Annotated in this window: 18 protein-coding genes; 12 read left to right on the top strand and 6 right to left on the bottom strand. The window is 56.3% G+C overall.

The window, feature by feature from the left end:
• Positions 1–56: 56 nt before the first annotated feature.
• On the bottom strand, positions 57–2,201 hold the full coding sequence (gene dinG / locus QN378_RS12415) for an ATP-dependent DNA helicase DinG (protein ID WP_322205124.1): 2,145 nt from the start codon (positions 2,199–2,201) through the stop codon (positions 57–59).
• A 110-nt stretch (positions 2,202–2,311) separates the two neighbouring features.
• Between dinG and QN378_RS12410 the strand changes: the two genes are divergently transcribed.
• Positions 2,312–2,776: a CopD family protein gene (locus tag QN378_RS12410; protein WP_322205125.1), complete on the top strand. Its 465-nt coding sequence runs from the start codon at positions 2,312–2,314 to the stop codon at positions 2,774–2,776.
• Between the two features lie 146 nt (positions 2,777–2,922).
• Here QN378_RS12410 and QN378_RS12405 read toward each other — a convergent pair whose 3' ends face one another.
• The 4 genes from QN378_RS12405 to QN378_RS12390 all read right to left on the bottom strand — a co-directional run bounded on the left by QN378_RS12405 (position 2,923) and on the right by QN378_RS12390 (position 5,652).
• Entirely contained in the window at positions 2,923–3,696 is a 774-nt protein-coding gene (locus QN378_RS12405; protein WP_322205126.1) for a collagen-like protein, read from the bottom strand.
• Positions 3,689–3,964, bottom strand: a complete 276-nt coding sequence (locus tag QN378_RS12400) for a DUF1145 domain-containing protein (protein ID WP_323550555.1) — start codon at positions 3,962–3,964, stop codon at positions 3,689–3,691. The genes QN378_RS12405 and QN378_RS12400 overlap by 8 nt, the downstream gene beginning before the upstream one ends.
• Positions 3,965–4,130: 166 nt before the next feature.
• Complete coding sequence (locus tag QN378_RS12395) at positions 4,131–4,856, bottom strand: OmpA family protein (protein WP_323550554.1); 726 nt, start codon at positions 4,854–4,856, stop codon at positions 4,131–4,133.
• An 88-nt stretch (positions 4,857–4,944) separates the two neighbouring features.
• Positions 4,945–5,652, bottom strand: coding sequence for an OmpA family protein (locus QN378_RS12390; protein WP_322205129.1), 708 nt, complete (start codon positions 5,650–5,652; stop codon positions 4,945–4,947).
• Positions 5,653–5,821: 169 nt separating this feature from the next.
• Here QN378_RS12390 and QN378_RS12385 point away from each other — a divergent pair, with 169 nt between their 5' ends.
• Together QN378_RS12385 and QN378_RS12380 are read left to right on the top strand one after the other, a co-directional pair.
• Positions 5,822–6,319, top strand: coding sequence for a DUF6231 family protein (locus QN378_RS12385; protein WP_322205130.1), 498 nt, complete (start codon positions 5,822–5,824; stop codon positions 6,317–6,319).
• Between the two features lie 2 nt (positions 6,320–6,321).
• Entirely contained in the window at positions 6,322–6,795 is a 474-nt protein-coding gene (locus QN378_RS12380; protein WP_322205131.1) for a YchJ family protein, read from the top strand.
• Positions 6,796–6,805: 10 nt separating this feature from the next.
• Here QN378_RS12380 and QN378_RS12375 read toward each other — a convergent pair whose 3' ends face one another.
• Entirely contained in the window at positions 6,806–7,342 is a 537-nt protein-coding gene (locus QN378_RS12375; RefSeq protein WP_323550552.1) for a hypothetical protein, read from the bottom strand.
• A gap of 115 nt (positions 7,343–7,457) precedes the next feature.
• On the opposite strand from QN378_RS12375, the gene QN378_RS12370 reads away from it, so the two are divergent.
• From QN378_RS12370 to QN378_RS12330, 9 genes are all read left to right on the top strand, one after another.
• Positions 7,458–7,664 (top strand): SEC-C metal-binding domain-containing protein, encoded by a 207-nt coding sequence (locus QN378_RS12370; protein WP_322205133.1) that lies wholly within the window; start codon positions 7,458–7,460, stop codon positions 7,662–7,664.
• 172 nt (positions 7,665–7,836) lie between these two features.
• Positions 7,837–10,314 carry a penicillin acylase family protein gene (locus QN378_RS12365; protein ID WP_323550551.1) on the top strand — a complete coding sequence of 826 codons (2,478 nt, stop codon included), beginning with the start codon at positions 7,837–7,839 and terminating at the stop codon, positions 10,312–10,314.
• 219 nt (positions 10,315–10,533) lie between these two features.
• Entirely contained in the window at positions 10,534–11,565 is a 1,032-nt protein-coding gene (locus QN378_RS12360; protein WP_323550550.1) for a ligase-associated DNA damage response exonuclease, read from the top strand.
• Positions 11,562–13,271 (top strand): ATP-dependent DNA ligase, encoded by a 1,710-nt coding sequence (locus QN378_RS12355; protein ID WP_323550549.1) that lies wholly within the window; start codon positions 11,562–11,564, stop codon positions 13,269–13,271. The genes QN378_RS12360 and QN378_RS12355 overlap by 4 nt, the downstream gene beginning before the upstream one ends.
• Positions 13,272–13,618: 347 nt before the next feature.
• Positions 13,619–14,401: a transporter substrate-binding domain-containing protein gene (locus QN378_RS12350; protein ID WP_322205137.1), complete on the top strand. Its 783-nt coding sequence runs from the start codon at positions 13,619–13,621 to the stop codon at positions 14,399–14,401.
• An 81-nt stretch (positions 14,402–14,482) separates the two neighbouring features.
• A complete protein-coding gene (locus QN378_RS12345; RefSeq protein ID WP_322205138.1) occupies positions 14,483–15,211 on the top strand; it encodes an ABC transporter permease in 729 nt (242 codons plus the stop codon).
• Entirely contained in the window at positions 15,208–15,918 is a 711-nt protein-coding gene (locus QN378_RS12340; RefSeq protein ID WP_322205139.1) for an ABC transporter permease, read from the top strand. The genes QN378_RS12345 and QN378_RS12340 overlap by 4 nt, the downstream gene beginning before the upstream one ends.
• Before the next feature lie 8 nt (positions 15,919–15,926).
• Complete coding sequence (locus QN378_RS12335; RefSeq protein ID WP_322205140.1) at positions 15,927–17,045, top strand: succinylglutamate desuccinylase/aspartoacylase family protein; 1,119 nt, start codon at positions 15,927–15,929, stop codon at positions 17,043–17,045.
• A gap of 13 nt (positions 17,046–17,058) precedes the next feature.
• Positions 17,059–17,823, top strand: coding sequence for an ABC transporter ATP-binding protein (locus QN378_RS12330; RefSeq protein ID WP_322205141.1), 765 nt, complete (start codon positions 17,059–17,061; stop codon positions 17,821–17,823).
• Positions 17,824–17,958 lie beyond the last annotated feature (135 nt).

The following is a 17,958-nucleotide window of genomic DNA, read 5'->3' as shown; positions in this document are numbered from 1 at the left end:
GGTGATCAGCACTTGGCACTGGGGCCTGAAAGCCTGCTCATGATGCCCGCGTGGCTTCAGGAAATTTCGCGACGGAACGGTGGTAGCGCGTTAAGGATTGCTTTGCCGTAACGCTGGGTGACCACCCGTCGGTCGAGCAGTGTGATGGTGCCGCGATCTTCTTCTGTGCGCAGCAATCGCCCGCATGCCTGGACCAGACGAAGCGAGGCATCCGGTACCGCAATTTCCATGAACGGGTTACCGCCGCGAGCTTCGATCCACTCCGCCAGCGCAGCTTCGACAGGATCATCAGGCACGGCAAACGGGATTTTAGCGATCACTACGTGTTCACAATAAGCGCCGGGTAAATCGACCCCCTCGGCAAAACTGGCCAAGCCGAACAGTACGCTGGACTCACCGCTGTCAACCCGTGCCTTGTGCTTGTTCAAGGTTTCCTGCTTGGACAGATTGCCCTGAATGAACACTTGTTTGCGCCAGTCGCGCTCAAGGCCGTCGAAGACGTCTTGCATCTGTTTGCGCGAGGAAAACAAGACCAACGTACCTCGTGAACCCTCTACCAGCCTTGGCAGCTCACGGATGATCGCGGCCGTATGCGCCACGGCGTCGCGAGGATCAGCCTTGAGGTCTGGCACGCGCAGCACGCCGGCGTCGGCATGGTGAAACGGGCTCGGCACAACCGCTGTGACGGAGCCTTTGGGCAATCCGGCCCGCATACGGTACCGGTCGAACTTGCCCAACGCGGTCAAAGTCGCCGAGGTCACCAGCGCGCCATAGGCGATGTTCCACAGATTACGCCGAAGCATTTCAGCGGCCAGAATGGGGCTGGCGTTGACCTCGATGTCGAACAACGAGCCGCTGTCAGCCAAGGTCAGCCAGCGCGCCATGGGTGGACTGTCTTCTGGGTCTTCAACTGTAAATGCGGTCCACAACTCCCAGTTACCGTGGGCCCGGGCCAGCAGACTGCCGAATAACGGATACCACTCTTCGGCCTGATGACTGGCGATGCCGATGTTCACTTCGCCGTCCATACCGGTCTTGAGCAGTTCGGTCAGGCGCGTAAACAGATCATCAAGTCGGGCAAATCCTTTTTTCAGCTCGGCGCCCATCTCTCGCATGTGCTCGGGCACCAACCCACCGATGAAACGATGGCGCGGGCGCTCGCGGCCCTGCATGTCTTCGCCGGGTTTGAAGTCGGCCAGCTGTTCGCAGGCGGCGAACATGAACTGTTGTTGCGTCTTAATCTCCCGCGCCAGCTCTGGGACCTGTTCGATCAGTTTGCCCAGATCGCCCGGCAAAGGATGTTGAGCCAACAACTTGGCCAGGTTTTTAGCGGTTTGTTCCAGCCAATCCGAAGTTGAGCGCAGACGTGTGTAATGGGCAAAATGGCCGATGGCCTTGTCTGGCAGGTGATGCCCTTCGTCGAACACGTAAAGCGTTTCACGCGGATCAGGCAATACCGCCCCGCCACCCAGCGCCAGGTCAGCAAGAACCATATCGTGGTTGGTGACGATGACATCGACCTTGCCCATGCCTTCACGTGCCTTGTAAAAGGCGCACTGCTGAAAGTTCGGGCAATGCCGGTTGGTGCATTGACTGTGGTCGGTGGTGACTCGCGCCCAGTCCTGATCTTCCAGCGCCTGAGGCCAGCTGTCGCGGTCACCGTCCCACTTATTGCCAGCGAGCTTTTCGATCATGCTGGTGAATAGTTTCTGGCTGGCCTCGTCAACTTCGATCTTGAAGCCTTCTTCTTCGAACAGCTGAGCGGTGGCGGTTTGTGCGTTACCTTCTTGCAATAGCACGTCGAGTTTGGACAGGCACATGTAACGGCCGCGCCCCTTGGCCAGGGCAAACGTGAAGTTAAGCCCGCTGTTGCGCATCAGGTCTGGCAGATCCTTGTAAACGATCTGCTCTTGCAGCGCGACGGTGGCCGTGGCAATAACCAGACGCTTGCCGGCCGCTTTCGCCGTGGGGATTGCTGCAATCGCGTAGGCAACAGTTTTACCGGTACCGGTGCCCGCTTCGACCGCGACCACAGCGGGATCACCCGAGCGTCGACCTTCTTCATCAGTGTCGATATCGCCGAGCACTTTGGCGATCTCGGCGATCATCAAGCGCTGGCCATAACGCGGCTTCAGGCTCTTGGCTTCGAGGAAACGCGAATAAGCGCCCTGAATTTGGGATTTGAGTTCGTTACTGATCATGGGCTTCAGGGCGCTACGAATCGGGTTAAAAGTGCTGGATAAATTTTCAGTGTTTCTAAGAGGCGGCTATCATACCTCGCTAAATCATCCCGCGCAGATCGGAGTACCGAATGACAGCTTTTGCCCTTGTTTACACGCTGCATGTGCTGGCGGCCTTGGTCTGGGTCGGCGGCATGTTCTTCGCTTGGATGGTCCTGCGCCCAGCGGTCGGTGCGGCATTGGAGGGTCCCAATCGCCTTAAATTGTGGGTCCAGGTTTTTCCACGGTTCTTTTTCTGGGTCTGGGTGGCGGTAGTGGTGCTGCCAATTACTGGCGTAGGCATGATCGGCCAACGGTTTTCAGGTTTTGAAACCGCACCGCGTTACGTGCAAATCATGATGGGGTTGTACGTGGTGATGGTGGCACTGTTTATCCGCATCCACTCGCTGCAGTTGCCCGAGCTGCGTCGTGCGGTTGAGGCTGAACAATGGCAGGAAGGTGCCGCAACGCTGGGACGCATACGCCGACTGGTGGGAATAAATTTAATTGTCGGGTTGGTATTGGTGGGCGTAGCTGCCAGTCGGCCAGGATTTTGATGGCCCAGATGAACATCTTTGCCAACAGGTTCGCTTACACCAGGACTGGGGTATGTTTGATCCACACCGGTAGGCGCAGCCGAAGGCTGCGATGAGATCTGGAGGCTTTCGCCACCTTAGCAACTTCAGGCTACCGTGGATTAAACCTACAGCCGCTGTACCGTTAACGAACCATCGCGTCCCGGCGCGCCGGACTGGCCCGGTTGGCCTGGCGTGCCTGATTTGGCGCCGCTTGCGCGGTAGACCAGGCACCCTTTGGAAGCGCCGCCCTTGCCTGCCAATCCAGCAGCACCGGCAAGCCCTCCAGCTCCGCCGTTGACCAGCACTTTGATGCGTTCGGCAGGGAATGCGGCGGGCAACTCGAGATGTACCACTGCACCTGGCGCGCCATCGTGACCGTTGCTGCCGTTGTCGCCGTTGTAACCACGACTTGCTTCACCCCATAGACAACCAGGGTCTTCGCCATTGGCGCCATCTAAACCGAAAAAGCCAGGGGCTCCAGAACCGCCACGGGCGTCGACTGAGAGCTCATCAGCGGTCAGGTTTTCCAGACGCAAGGTCAAATTACGACCAGGCAGCGCAGGCTTGAGAAACGTGCCGGGCGCACCGCGCGCAGTGATTTGACTACCGGATGCTAATTGGCCACGGCCGATGACCATGTTAAACACCTGTCCGCTGGGGATAATCGCGATACGCGCTTCATGGCCCAGCACCAACTCACCGACTCTGACTTCGTCGACACCTGCGGGGATTAGCAACGTACCGTAATCAGCAACTTCCAGGCGATCCAACTGCAAGACGCTGGTTTGAGTTGGCAGACGCATTAGTGAATGCGCCTCGACCATTACCACTTGGGCCAAGACCATCGGGGTGAACATTGCGACGCTGCATGCCACTGCCAGAAGCCGAAGGTTACGCATGAGCGACCTCCACCGACACGCGGGAAAAAGATTGCAGATGGAAAATACCAAACAGCAGGATCTGCCCACGATCCCTCCAAGGCCGCGCTCGCCCACGCAGGCTGCCGTTGAACAAAACCAGTTCCATCAAGTGGATCAGCACCAGCAGGCTTGCGACCATGTTGATCAATAAATCAAAAGGATTTGGTAATGCAATAACCATATTAACCAGCACCACCAGCCAGAAACCCGATGTCAACATTTTCCCCAATCCCCAAAACAACTTCATACGTACCCCTGGCGGTTATTCTTTTGCGCACAGTAACGGCAACAGCGCGAATTTTGCCAGCGACCATTGAAAAATGTTCGGGTGCGCCGATTAGAGGGCTGCTCGCAACACCATGAAACCGGGCGGCGTTCAACCATGGCCCGGTTTCTCAAATGTGGTGTCAATGTCAGCGGTTTAGGTGTATTTCCACCCGGCGGTTCTTCGCTCGCCCCTCATCAGTCGCGTTGTCCGCCACCGGCTGACTTTTGCCCATGCCTTGGGTGGACAATTTGGCAGGCGCAAACCCCTGACTGATCAAAAACGTTGCCACGCTGGCGGCTCGACGTTCGGAGAGTTTCTGGTTATAAGGACCGGAACCCCTGCTATCGGTATGGCCTATCACCTTAATGCTCACTACATCGGCGCTTTTCAGGCTATCCATTATTGCGATCAGCTTATCCCGCGCTTCGCTTGTTAGGTCGGCCTTGTTATACGCAAACAGCACGGCACCCTCATCGCTAAGGGTAATAATTTGCTCGGTAGGGGGTGCGGGTTCTGCGGGTTTGACGCTCGCAGGGTATTGAGGAAGGGGGCAACCATTATTGTCGACGGGGGTATTGGGGGGCGTATTCGGACAGGTATCGCGACGATCAAACACACCATCCCCATCCTCGTCACCATCCTGGGCAAAACAGATAAGGCCACCGGCAATCACGCCAAGTGCCGCACCACCACCGGCCCAGGCACCACTTTCAATGGCGCCCAGTCCTCCACCGACCAAGCCACCTATAACGCTACAGATGGGCCAGTTCTTTTGATTGAGCGGCGCCGTACCATCGCTGGTGGTCGCACAACCTGAAAGGACACCGCTGACCAAAAATAAAGGAAGTACCGCTCTTGCGCATACGCTCATAAGTCAATGCTCCTGAGTTACCGGCCCATGCCGGCACTCAGGAGTAAAGACGCACAACCTTAACTCCACAAGCCACGCAACACGGGCTTTATCGGTTAATTTTGATCTCTACACGACGATTCAAGGCACGCCCTTCGGCCGTTTTGTTATCCGCGACGGGACGACCTTCACCTTCGCCAACTACTGCCACAAAACTGCTGCGCGGGATACCAGAGCTGACCAGATAGTCGGTCACCGACGTTGCACGCTTTTGCGAAAGCTTTTTGTTGTACTTGTCGCTACCAACACTGTCGGTATGTCCGCTGACGCGTAACTGAGCGCTAGGAGCTTCGCGTTTCAGACGGCTACTGATCAGGTCAAGCTTTTGTTTGTCCGCCGCCGTCAATTGCGCCGAATCAAACTTGAAATAGACGTCGTTGATCACGATCGTCTCTTCTTTGACCATGACCACCTTTTCAACCACTGCGGGTTCGGCGGCAGGTGCCACAACCGGTGGACAACCATTGGCATCTACACTTACCCCTTTAGGCGTACCTGGACACTTGTCGCGGCTGTCCGGCACGCCGTCGCCATCTTCGTCGCCGTCGCCGTGTACCCAGCAATACGCTGCCGCTACACCGCCGCCGATCAACACACCCCAACCGGCATAGGTGGCGTTGTGAATCGCCCCCAGTCCCGCACCCGTCAAACCGCCGACTGCGGCACATTTAGGCCAATCGGTCTTTTGCAAACCTGCACAACCCGTCAACAGGCTGGTCAGCAGGATCAAAGGTAACGCCACCCGAATCATACTCATTGACTTCATCTCCTATGGGATCGGTCCAAACCGATGCAATGGGAGTAAAGACGTCAGTTTCACAGTCCGCCAATTAGCCATCATAAAAGCTGCGAATTGAAGCAGCGCCCTAAGGGCTAGGCCATTGCGTCTTGGCAAGCTAGTCTTGCAACTCAATTGAGGAATTTCGATGACTGATGGCTTTTCTACGCGCACGCCGCAGCAGGCGCTGGCCGCCTTGCTGGATCGATACGCCCCTAAACGCCTGCTATTGATCGGTGCCGCAAGTTTCCCTGCGCTCGAGGCATTCCTGACCGCTCATCCGGGTACCGAATTAGCCCATGCCATGCCCGGCCCTTTGCCTACAGCGCTTGGCGCACAACGTTTTGACCTGGCACTGGCGGTGGATTGCCTGGAGCATTTGCCCAAACGCACCGGGCTTGAATTGCTGGGCGGGATTCGTAATTTGAACGCGAGTCGTATTGCCGTGCTGGCGGATTTACACGCATGTGGCTGGCAAGACACCGATTTCTATTCGTTGGCACTGCAAGCCAGTGAACGCTTTGCCCGAGACGAGCAAGTCCTGACGTTGTTTACCTACGACCTGCGTGACTATAAACAAGTCCCCGATTGGCTCAACGCGAAATTTTGGGCCAACCCGGAGAATTTCGGCAAATACTGGTGGTAGCCATGACAGGTACGATCTGCCCCTGCGGCAGCGGAAATTTCCTGGATGCCTGCTGCGGGCACTATCACGCCGGGCTGGCAGCCCCCTGCGCAGAAGCGCTGATGCGCTCGCGTTACAGCGCCTACGTACTGGGGCTGATCGATTATTTGGTGGATACGACGCTGCCTGCGCAACAAGTCAGCCTGGACCGCCAATCCATCGGTGATTGGAGTGCGCGAAGCACCTGGCTGGGGTTGGGCGTGGAGCACGTCGAAGTGTTTGGCGGCAAACCTGAGCACGCCTTCGTCACATTCATCGCTCGCTGGCACGACGGCGATGGCGAACACAGCCATCGCGAGCGCTCGGCATTCGTCCAGAATCAAGGCCGCTGGTATTTCATCGACCCGACGGTACCGCTCAAGGTAGGCCGTAACGATGCGTGCCCATGTGGCAGTGGGCAAAAATTCAAAAAATGCTGTGCAGGTTATCTCGCATAAGCCAATGGGCTCAACTGAGTTTTAAATGCGACGTGTCGGGCGCCGGGCCCGCGGGTGGCTTTTTGAGCTCATGCATATCGCTTCCTACCGGTGCCAAACTAAGCTGCGAAAGGTCCAGCCGGGGCGCGGGCGCGGGCGTTTTTGGCTCTTGCAGTGCGCTACCCACCTGTGCCACCGAAAAATCAGGTGCATCCACGTCCACGAACGCGGCCATGTAAGCGTCGCGCGGGGCGATCTGCAGTCGACCTTTAGCCTTGGGAGGACGATAAAATCCTGGCGCATCGGGCGGCGGCGCCAGCTCCACCTCTTCCATGTCGAGTTGCATGTCGACCATCTCGACCAACGCCCCGGCGCGCTCCAGGGTCGCGCGATACTTCATGGCGGCGGCTTCCTCGAGATTGTTTTTGAGCACCAGACGCCGCCCTGAAAACAATATGGCGATGCGCTGCTCATCGGCCTGGAACAATTTGGTCAGATTTGCCTCGACTCGCTCGCGCGACGCCCCGGGTACTGTCTGACCAGTAAAGACGATTTCATAGAGGTTCATCGGACAAACTCCAACGGCACGAGGCGCAAGTATGGCTGATTATTGTGGTTTGAATGCGTGCACCAGACACGTATTGGCGAGATAATTCGCGCCAACTTATTCCGGAGAGACCTAGATGAACCAGGAAAACCACGTTCACGGCCCTGACTGCGCTCATGACCACGAGCATCAGCACCACGACCATCAGCACGCTCACGTTCACGGTCCAGACTGCGGCCACGCGCCACAAGAACCCGTGCGCAACACCTTGAAGGACGTAGGCCGTAACGATCCTTGCCCATGCGGCAGCGAGAAAAAATTCAAAAAGTGCCACGGCGCTTAATCTACCTAATCCCCGTAGATGCCAACTTGTTACCGAGAAGCTTGACGCCGCGTTTCAGGTATAACGCCTCGCCAACAAGTTAGCGCCTACAGAGCTCTTGCTGCTTGCGTGTGGCGTGTCTGCTCACTAACGTAGCGCCATCAAAAAATGTCACCCCCGCAGGAGCTTTGCCATGGCCTCGCCAGCCTTTTTAGATTTTCTTCCCCGGTTCGGCGTTGCCGCAGCAGTGGTCAGTGTCCTGAGTTTGAGCGGTTGCCAGCTCGGAGGCGCCAGTAGCGATACGCTTCCACCGTCCACCGGTGTGTTTGCGATCAAAGGGTTGGCGCAGAACGTTTCAGTACGCCGCAACAGCCTCGGCATGCCGCTGATCGAGAGCAATACGTTTCATGACGCGCTGTTCACCCTGGGTTATGTGCACGCCAGCGACCGCATCAGCCAAATGGTCAGCATGCGTTTGCTCGCCCAAGGCCGATTGGCCGAACTGGAAGGCCCCAGCGCCTTGGAAATCGACCGATTCATGCGTTCGATCAATCTGAAGAAAAGCGCAAGCGAGCTTTACAACAGTTCATCGCCACGGCTTAAACGTTTCTTCGAAGTCTACGCACGCGGCGTCAACGCTTACCTGTTCCGCTATCGCGACAAGCTGCCAGCCGATTTGACGGCGGCCGGTTACCACCCTGAATACTGGAAGCCGGAAGACTCGGCGCTGATCTTCAGCCTGCTGAACTTCGGCATGTCGGTGAACCTGCAACAAGAGCTTTCTTCTCTGGTATTGGCGCAAAAAGTCGGTGCAGAGAAGCTCGCTTGGCTGATCCCGACCTACCCTGATGAAGAACTGCCTATGGCCGAAGCCGACAAACTCAAAGGCCTGAATTTGAGCCAAATCCCAGGTCTCGGCGATTTGAATAAAGTGGCTCTGCAACTGTCCGACCTGAACATGCTTGGTGTCGCGGCCTCGAACAACTGGGTGGTCGCTCCCCAACGCAGCCGCAGCGGTAAAAGTTTGCTGGCCAACGACATGCACCTGCCCGCCACCTTGCCTTCGGCTTGGAGCTTTGTGCAGATCCGCGCACCTAAATTTGAGGCAGCCGGGATGTCCATCGCCGGTCTACCGCTAGTATTGTCCGGCTTTAATGGCAAGCTGGCGTGGGGCATGACCACCGCCATGGGCGACAATCAGGACCTGTTCCTCGAGAAACTCAAGCGTGAAAACAATAAGTTGCTCTACTTGGTCGATGGCAAGTGGCAACCGGCCTCGGTGCGCAACGAAACGTTCTTTATCAAAGGCGAGCGTGCTGTTCGCGAAACCATTTACGAAACCCGCCACGGCACTCTCCTCAACAGCGCGCTGGGCGAACGCAGCAGCCCAGAGCAACCCGTCCAACTCAGTAACGGCTTGGGTCTGGCCCTGCAAACACCCGACTTCAAAGACGACAAAAGCATGGACGCGTTCTTCAACCTGTCCCGCGCTCAAAACGTCGAGAAAGCCTCGGACGCCGTTCGTGAAATTCGCGCCATGGCCCTGAACATTGTGTTTGCCGACTCCCAACATGTTGGCTGGCAGGTCACAGGACGCTTCCCGAACCGCCGCGAGGGTCTAGGGTTGCTCCCATCGCCGGGCTGGGACAGCCACTATGACTGGGACGGTTACGCCGATTCGATGCTGCACCCATATGATCAAGACCCAAGGCAAGGCTGGATCGGCACCGCCAACCAACGCACCCTGCAAAAAGGTTACGGCATGCAACTGTCTAACTCCTGGAACTACCCGGAGCGCGCCGAACGCATAGCCGTTTTGTTAAATGGCGATAAACAGGACAGCCGCAGCATGATCGCCATGCAATACGATCAAACCACGACCTTTGCTGCCAAGCTGAAGAAGATGTTTCAAGCACCCGGTATGGCCCAACCGCTGAATCTGGCTATTAATGCGTTACCTGCGGCGGATCGTGGCAAGGCTCAAGAAGCCTTGGCACGCCTGATAGCGTTTGACGGCAAGTTGTCCGCGAGTTCCTCCGACGCCGCGATTTATGAGCTTTTCCTGCAAGAAAGCGCTAAGCAGATCTTCCTTGACGAACTGGAGCCGGAAACCAGCCCGGCCTGGAAAGCGCTAGTTGAAAACGCCAACTTCACCTACTCCGCTCAAGCCGATCACCTACTTGGCCGCGAAGACAGCCCGTATTGGGATGACATCAAAACCCCGCAAAAAGAAGACAAACCGACGATTCTCGCCCGCAGCCTGGCTGCCGCGATAACTGCAGGCGACAGCCAATTAGGTGGCGATCACAAAGCCTGGCAGTGGGGCAAACTGCACCGCTACACCTGGACCGCGAAAAACGGCCAGATGGCTAATCGCAGCCCCACTCCAGCCGGAGGTGATCACAGCACCCTCAATGCGGCTGGTTACGCGTGGGGTGAAAACTTCGACACTGCACTGACGCCTGCGATGCGGATAATCGTCGACTTCGGTCAACCTGAACCAATGATGAGTCAGAACAATGCAGGCCAATCCGGCAATCCAGTCAGCCCGCATTACGCTGATGGCATTGAACCTTGGCTAAAAGCGCAATACACGACAATCCCGATGCAACCGCAGAACCTGGAACGGGCCTACGGCAAGGCACGACTGACGCTGACGCCAGGGAAGTAATGGTCTGATATCAACCCCGTAACCCTGTGGAACCTGATTTATTCGAGAACTGAGCAACGCGGTCCGCACGTCAGACCGTGTTGGTCGCTTCCCGATGAATGAGCTTGTCACACCGGGTTGCGCTGGATAACGAGCCTGTGATAGAGCGCCTGCCATCCACTTCGAACTTCCACCCGCGCACCGCCTCATAACTAACAAGCCCATCCTTCTGGTCATCCTATGGATCTTGTTATCGCACGGCCCGAAGGGCTGTACTGCCCGCAGGGAGATTTTTATATCGACCCATGGCGCCCGGTTGAGCGGGCCGTTATTACCCACGGTCATGGCGATCACGCGCGTACCGGCAATCAACATTACCTGGCGGCAGCTCCCGGCGAAGGCATTTTACGGGCGCGACTGGGGCAGGACATAAACCTGCAAACCCTGAATTACGGCGAAAACATCAATCATCATGGTGTGACGCTGAGCTTGCACCCGGCCGGCCATGTACTCGGATCGGCGCAAGTTCGGCTCGAATATCGAGGCAAAATATGGGTAGCCTCAGGGGATTACAAAGTTGAACCCGACGGCACCTGTGCGCCTTTCGAGCCAGTGCGTTGCCATACCTTCATCACTGAATCCACGTTCGGTCTGCCTATTTATCGCTGGCAACCTCAGGCCGATATCTTCGCTGACGTTAATCAATGGTGGCGAGGCAATATTGAGCAAGGCAAAGCCAGTGTGCTGTTTTGCTATTCCTTCGGCAAAGCCCAGCGAATCCTCCACGGTATTGATCCCGACATCGGTCCAATTCTGGTCCATGGCGCCATCGAACCGCTGAACCGGGTGTACCGCGAAGCCGGTGTTCGTATCCCCGAGACCCATTACGCAAGCGACTTTAAAAAGACCGACCCACTATTGCGCCAAGCGTTGATTCTTGCCCCACCTTCTGCGGGCGGCAGCACCTGGATGCGACGTTTTGGTGACCTCAGCGATGCATTTGCCAGCGGCTGGATGATGTTGCGCGGCACTCGCCGCCGGCGCGGAGTAGATCGCGGCTTTGTACTTTCGGATCATGCCGACTGGCCAGGGCTGCTATGGGCTATTGAGCAAACCGGCGCTGAGCGAGTGATGGTGACCCATGGTTCGGTCAACGTACTGGTGCGCTATCTTCGCGAGAAAGGGTTGGATGCTCAGGGCTTCAGCACCGAATACGGCGACGACGAAGATCTTGCGCTGGGTACCTCGCCACCTCACGAGGTTCCAGCATGAGAGCCTTCGCCGCGCTTTATTCGCGTTTAGACGCCACAACGTCGAGCAACGCCAAGCTCGCCGCATTACGCGACTACTTTATCGCTGCAGCACCTGAGGATGCAGCCTGGGCCGTTTATTTTTTGTCCGGCGGACGACCTCGGCAATTGGTCCCCACCCGATTGTTGCGCGAACAGGCGATGGCGCTTTCCGGGTTGCCAGAATGGCTGTTCGAAGAAAGTTATCAAGCCGTGGGGGATTTGGCAGAGACGCTTTCATTGATTCTTCCCGAGGTTCAGCAAAGCTCCGATGCGGGTCTGGCGACTTGGATGGAAGACTATTTGTTGCCATTGCGCGGCCTGCCGCCAGAGGAATTGACCGAACGACTGGAAAGTTATTGGGCGCAGCTCGACCGCCTTAGCCTGATGGTCTGCATCAAGTTGATTACCGGCAGTTTCAGAGTGGGGGTTTCTAAATTGCTGGTTACCCGTGCACTTGCCTCCCTGGCTGACATCGACAGCAAGCGCGTGGCGCAACGTCTAGTGGGCTACACCGACCTTTCCCATCGGCCCAGCGCCGAGGGTTACCTCAAGTTGATCGCGGCTGAGTCCGACGATGAACACGCCCAGCGCGGCGGCCAGCCTTATCCGTTCTTCCTTGCACACGCTTTGCAGCAGCCCGTGGATCAATTCGAAACGCTGCTCGGTCCGTGTGAAGAGTGGCAAGTGGAATGGAAGTGGGACGGTATCCGGGCGCAATTGGTCAAACGTGAAGGTCGTTTATGGATCTGGTCACGTGGCGAAGAATTAGTCACTGATCGTTTCCCTGAGTTGCACAGCCTGAGCCAGTGTTTACCGGACGGCACGGTGATCGACGGCGAAATCGTGGTTTGGAAACCCCCCGTCGTCGGGCCGAAAGACGACGACGTTTTCGCGCTGGCAACATCAGAAGACTCAAACGCTGCTCAACCTTCGGTTCAGCCTTTCGCATTGCTGCAGCAGCGTATCGGCCGCAAAACGTTGGGTAAGAAAATTCTAAACGACGTACCGGTGGTGGTACTCGCCTACGACCTGCTGGAATGGCGAGGTCGCGATTGGCGCAGCCGTCCTCAGCACGAACGGCGCGCCCAGCTCGAAGTATTGCTCCATTGCAGCCAAAGTCCGGTTTTGCTGCCGTCGCCCATACTAAGCGCAACCGATTGGATAGACCTCGGCCGACAGCGCGAAGCGTCCCGCAGCCTCGGCGTCGAGGGCATGATGCTCAAAGCCCGCGACGCGCTTTATAGCGTAGGCCGCACCAAAGACATGGGCGTTTGGTGGAAATGGAAAGTCGATCCATTCAGCGTCGACGCGGTGTTGATTTATGCCCAGCGCGGCCACGGTCGACGCGCCAGCCTGTACAGCGATTACACTTTCGCAGTCTGGGACGGGCCACCCGACGCTAGCGAACGAACTTTGGTGCCGTTTGCCAAGGCCTATTCCGGGTTGACCGACGAAGAGATGCGCAAGGTCGATGCGATTGTCCGTAAAACTACAGTGGAAAAATTCGGCCCGGTACGCAGCGTCACCCCAAGCTTGGTGTTCGAGCTTGGCTTTGAGGGCATCGCCCTGTCCAAGCGGCACAAAAGCGGAATTGCGGTGCGTTTCCCGAGAATGCTGCGCTGGCGCCAGGACAAACCGGTAGCCGAGGCAGACAGCTTATCGACGCTGCAAGATTTGCTCAGCTGAACGTGATGCGCTATTTTTGTGCGCTTATTTTCGAGCGGGCCTTTTCTGTGCATGAGGGGCTTTCTATAGGACCAAACATATTCGCGAATTAGCTAATGCAAAATGCTTGACGCATAGCTTGGCGAGTAGGTTAGCTCCTGCAGCATTGTTTTGCGCTTAGCCTTGGGGCATTCCCTGCTCCAGCGGGGCGTTTCAGCACTAAAGTCATCATTGCGACAACTCTGTACATTTAAAACGCACGTTCGTCTCTTTGGTTCAAATATTGCTATCTTCTTACCGTCTGGCGCTTGCCGGTAGCAAGAGATCCGCGTGTTCCCAACGCTCATTTTGGTTTTAAGGACTGATCAATGAAAAAAGCATGGCTGACCCTTTCCGCATTGGCTATTTGTCTGGCCGCTGGCAGTGCAATGGCCAAGGAATACAAGGAATTGCGCTTCGGCGTCGATCCTTCTTATGCACCTTTCGAATCAAAAGCAGCCGATGGCAGCCTGGTAGGCTTCGATATCGATCTGGGCAATGCGATTTGCGCCGAGCTGAAAGTGAAATGCAAATGGGTTGAAAGCGATTTCGACGGCATGATCCCTGGCTTGAAAGCCAATAAATTCGACGGTGTTATCTCGTCGATGACCGTTACAGAGGCTCGTGAGAAGGTTATCGACTTCTCAAGCGAACTGTTTTCCGGTCCAACGTCGTTGGTTTTCAAGAAAGGTTCTGGCGTCACTTCCGACCCGGCAACCCTGAAAGGCAAAACGGTTGGTTATGAGCAAGGCACGATTCAGGAGGCCTATGCCAAAGCCGTTTTGGACAAAGCAGGTGTGACCACCAAGGCTTACGCCAACCAGGATCAGGTTTACGCTGACCTGACTTCGGGTCGTCTTGATGCTTCGGTACAAGACATGCTGCAAGCCGAGCTGGGCTTTTTGAAATCGCCAGGAGGTGCTGGTTTTGAAGTTTCCAAGCCAATCACAGATCCACTGTTGCCAGCAAAAACGGCAGTTGGTATCTCGAAAGGTAACAAAGACCTCAAAGCACTGTTGGATAAAGGTATCAAAGCGTTACACGCTGACGGTAAATACGAAGAAATCCAGAAAAAACACTTTGGCGATCTGAACCTGTATAGCGGTAAATAAACATCCCAACGCCCATCGACTTCAGGTGAGTACCGTCACCCGTTTCGATGGGCGTTTTTTTGACCGTAAAAGGCTTGATTCATGCTCGACGAATGGCTGCAATACCTTGGTTTATCTGCCCTCAGCTTGAAAGGCTTTGGGCCCCTGCTGCTTCAAGGGACGTGGATGACCATCCAATTAGGAATTTTGTCGCTGTTGGTCGCCGTTATCCTCGGCTTGATCGGCGCCAGCTGCAAATTGTCCAGTTTGCGTGCGCTGCGCATTCCAGCGCAGATTTACACCACCTTGATCCGCGGCGTGCCCGACCTGGTGCTGATGCTGCTGATTTTCTACAGCCTGCAAACCTGGCTGACCAGCTTCACTGAAATAATGGACTGGGACTACATCGAAATCGATCCGTTCGCCGCTGGGGTAATCACCCTGGGGTTTATCTACGGAGCTTATTTCACCGAAACCTTCCGCGGCGCCATTCTATCTGTGCCTCGCGGCCAGATTGAAGCCGCCACTGCGTATGGCTTGACCCGTGCCCAGCGATTTCGCCTTGTGGTATTTCCGCAAATGATGCGTTTCGCATTGCCGGGCATCGGTAACAATTGGATGGTGATCCTCAAGGCCACTGCCCTGGTCTCAATCATCGGCCTGGCCGACCTGGTCAAGGCCTCCCAAGACGCAGGCAAAAGCACCTACGAGCTTTTCTACTTTCTGGTGGTGGCGGCGTTGATCTACTTACTGATTACCAGCGTTTCCAACATTGTCTTGCGCTGGGCTGAACGACGTTATGCCGCTGGTAGCCGGGAGGCACAACGATGATTGAACTTCTTCAAGAATATTGGCGGCCCTTCCTTTATAGCGATGGTCAACACATCACCGGTCTGGCGATGACCATGTGGCTGCTTAGCGCCTCAATCGCCATTGGCTTTGTAGTGTCGATCCCACTCTCTATCGCCAGGGTTTCGCCTAAGTTCTGGATTCGCTTGCCAGTACAGTTCTACACCTACCTGTTTCGTGGAACCCCGCTTTATATCCAACTGCTAATTTGCTACACCGGCATCTACAGCATTGCGGCGATTCGCGCACAACCGTTGCTTGATGCCTTTTTCCGCGACGCCATGAACTGTACGATTCTCGCGTTTGCGTTAAACACCTGTGCTTACACCACCGAAATTTTTGCCGGGTCGATCCGAAGCATGGCCCATGGCGAAGTCGAAGCGGCCAAGGCGTTCGGGCTCACCGGCTGGAAGCTTTATGCCTACGTCATCATGCCGTCGGCACTGCGACGCTCACTGCCGTTCTACAGCAATGAAGTGATCTTGATGCTGCATTCGACCACCGTCGCATTTACCGCCACCGTTCCGGATATTCTCAAGGTCGCCAGAGACGCCAACTCAGCTACATTCATGACGTTTCAATCTTTCGGTATCGCCGCACTGATCTATTTGACGGTTACTTTTGCCTTGGTTGGCCTGTTCCGGTTGGCTGAACGCCGCTGGCTGGCCTTTCTCGGCCCGGCTCATTAGGACACTTTATGCGCCATCAAGCCCACAATGTGCTAGCCCCCCTGCCGGGAACCGCGCGGCAGATTCACAGCTTTTATTACGGCCCAGAAAATGCGGGTCGCAAAGTCTATATTCAGGCCTCGCTGCACGCGGACGAATTGCCCGGCATGTTGGTGGCCTGGCATTTAAAACAGCGACTGGCCGAACTGGAAAGGGCCGGAAGGCTGCTGGGCGAAATCGTTTTGGTCCCGGTGGCTAATCCCATTGGCCTTGAACAGGTGCTAATGGACATCCCGCTGGGCCGCTATGAACTGGAAAGTGGGCACAATTTTAACCGTCGATTCCTCGACCTTAGTCAACAGGTCGGGGACGACGTCGAAGCCCTGCTCGGTGATAATCCACAGCGAAATCTTGAACTAATCCGCGCCAGCCTACGCGCGGCATTGGTCGCGCAGGTGCCCGGCACTCAGTTGCAGTCGCAGCGGCTGATCCTGCAAACGCTGGCGTGTGACGCTGACATGGTGCTGGACCTGCATTGCGATTTCGAAGCCGTGGAACATCTTTACACCACCCCCGAAGCCTGGTCGCTGGTCGAACCGCTGTCGCGCTATCTCGGCGCTCAGGCCAGTCTGTTGGCCACCGACTCTGGCGGTCAGTCGTTCGATGAATGTTTCACGCTGCTCTGGTGGCAGTTGCAACAGCGCTTCGATGGGCGCTTCGAAATTCCGATGGGCAGTTTTTCGGTGACCCTAGAGCTTCGTGGTCAGTGTGATGTCAGTCACGCGCTGGCCAGTCGCGATTGTCAGGCACTGATCAATTACCTCATGCACTTGGGCGTGATTGCCGGGGAACCTACACCGTTGCCGGAGTTGCTGTATCCGGCAACGCCGCTAGCAGCCGTTGAACCGGTGGAAACGGCGGTGGGCGGCTTGCTGGTGTTTTGTGCGTTGCCCGGTGAATACCTGGTAGCCGGGCAGCTCATTGCTGAAATCATAGATCCGATCACCGATCTGGTAACGCCGATCCACACTCTTAATCCCGGTTTGTTGTATGCGCGCTCAGTGCGCCGCATGGCAACCGCCGGCATGGTCATCGCTCACGTTGCAGGCACCGAAGCCTACCGTAGCGGTTACCTGCTCTCTCCTTAAGGACCGCACGGCAATGTACAAACTGACCATTGATAGCCTGCACAAAAGCTACGGCGATAACGAAGTGCTCAAAGGCGTATCCCTCAAGGCCAATACCGGCGATGTTATCAGCCTTATCGGCGCCAGCGGGTCGGGTAAAAGCACGTTCTTGCGCTGCATCAACTTTCTCGAAACGCCGAACGATGGCGCCATGAGCCTGGACGGCCAACAAATTCGCATGGTCTGCGACCGGCATGGCATGCGCGTCGCCGACCCGGCTGAATTGCAGCGCATCCGCACACGGCTGGCGATGGTGTTCCAGCATTTTAATTTGTGGAGCCACATGACCGTATTGGAAAACGTCGCCATGGCCCCGCGTCGTGTACTGGGCGTCAGCAAACGCGACGCTGAAGAACGTGCGCGCAAGTACCTCGACAAAGTGGGGCTGCCGGCTCGCGTCGCCGAGCAATACCCCGCTTTCCTTTCTGGTGGCCAACAACAGCGCGTCGCGATTGCACGGGCATTGGCGATGGAACCCGAGGTGATGCTGTTCGACGAACCCACCTCGGCGCTGGACCCGGAGCTGGTGGGCGAAGTGCTCAAAGTGATTCAGGGCCTGGCTGAAGAAGGCCGAACCATGATCATGGTGACCCACGAAATGAGCTTTGCGCGCAAAGTATCCAATCAGGTGATGTTCCTGCACCAGGGTTTGGTGGAAGAACAAGGACACCCGGACGAAGTCTTGGGCAACCCGCAAAGTGATCGACTGCGCCAGTTTTTGAGTGGAAATTTGAAGTAACAGCAGCTGATACCGCGTCGCGACATTCCCGAATGAATTCGGTCCCACAGGCAAATATCGATTCCCTGTGAGACCGAATTCATTCGCAAAGCGGTTTATCGGCCTTCCAGGCACAAAACTAATCCCCAATCCTCG

Origin of the sequence: Pseudomonas sp. 10S5, from assembly GCF_035019745.1 — a bacterium.
Taxonomy (GTDB): Bacteria; Pseudomonadota; Gammaproteobacteria; order Pseudomonadales; family Pseudomonadaceae; genus Aquipseudomonas.
Note: the sequence above shows the minus strand (reverse complement) of the source record. Positions and strands in the feature narration are given on the sequence as shown.

Coding starts and splice junctions, on each gene's coding strand:
- QN378_RS12385 (WP_322205130.1), top strand. CDS start 5,822: ATGACTGATGGCTTTTCTACGCGCACGCCGCAGCAGGCGCTGGCCGCC.
- QN378_RS12390 (WP_322205129.1), bottom strand. CDS start 5,652: ATGAGTATGATTCGGGTGGCGTTACCTTTGATCCTGCTGACCAGCCTG.
- dinG (WP_322205124.1), bottom strand. CDS start 2,201: ATGATCAGTAACGAACTCAAATCCCAAATTCAGGGCGCTTATTCGCGT.
- QN378_RS12365 (WP_323550551.1), top strand. CDS start 7,837: ATGGCCTCGCCAGCCTTTTTAGATTTTCTTCCCCGGTTCGGCGTTGCC.
- QN378_RS12340 (WP_322205139.1), top strand. CDS start 15,208: ATGATTGAACTTCTTCAAGAATATTGGCGGCCCTTCCTTTATAGCGAT.
- QN378_RS12395 (WP_323550554.1), bottom strand. CDS start 4,856: ATGAGCGTATGCGCAAGAGCGGTACTTCCTTTATTTTTGGTCAGCGGT.
- QN378_RS12360 (WP_323550550.1), top strand. CDS start 10,534: ATGGATCTTGTTATCGCACGGCCCGAAGGGCTGTACTGCCCGCAGGGA.
- QN378_RS12380 (WP_322205131.1), top strand. CDS start 6,322: ATGACAGGTACGATCTGCCCCTGCGGCAGCGGAAATTTCCTGGATGCC.
- QN378_RS12355 (WP_323550549.1), top strand. CDS start 11,562: ATGAGAGCCTTCGCCGCGCTTTATTCGCGTTTAGACGCCACAACGTCG.
- QN378_RS12330 (WP_322205141.1), top strand. CDS start 17,059: ATGTACAAACTGACCATTGATAGCCTGCACAAAAGCTACGGCGATAAC.
- QN378_RS12375 (WP_323550552.1), bottom strand. CDS start 7,342: ATGAACCTCTATGAAATCGTCTTTACTGGTCAGACAGTACCCGGGGCG.
- QN378_RS12410 (WP_322205125.1), top strand. CDS start 2,312: ATGACAGCTTTTGCCCTTGTTTACACGCTGCATGTGCTGGCGGCCTTG.
- QN378_RS12335 (WP_322205140.1), top strand. CDS start 15,927: ATGCGCCATCAAGCCCACAATGTGCTAGCCCCCCTGCCGGGAACCGCG.
- QN378_RS12350 (WP_322205137.1), top strand. CDS start 13,619: ATGAAAAAAGCATGGCTGACCCTTTCCGCATTGGCTATTTGTCTGGCC.
- QN378_RS12370 (WP_322205133.1), top strand. CDS start 7,458: ATGAACCAGGAAAACCACGTTCACGGCCCTGACTGCGCTCATGACCAC.
- QN378_RS12405 (WP_322205126.1), bottom strand. CDS start 3,696: ATGCGTAACCTTCGGCTTCTGGCAGTGGCATGCAGCGTCGCAATGTTC.
- QN378_RS12345 (WP_322205138.1), top strand. CDS start 14,483: ATGCTCGACGAATGGCTGCAATACCTTGGTTTATCTGCCCTCAGCTTG.
- QN378_RS12400 (WP_323550555.1), bottom strand. CDS start 3,964: ATGAAGTTGTTTTGGGGATTGGGGAAAATGTTGACATCGGGTTTCTGG.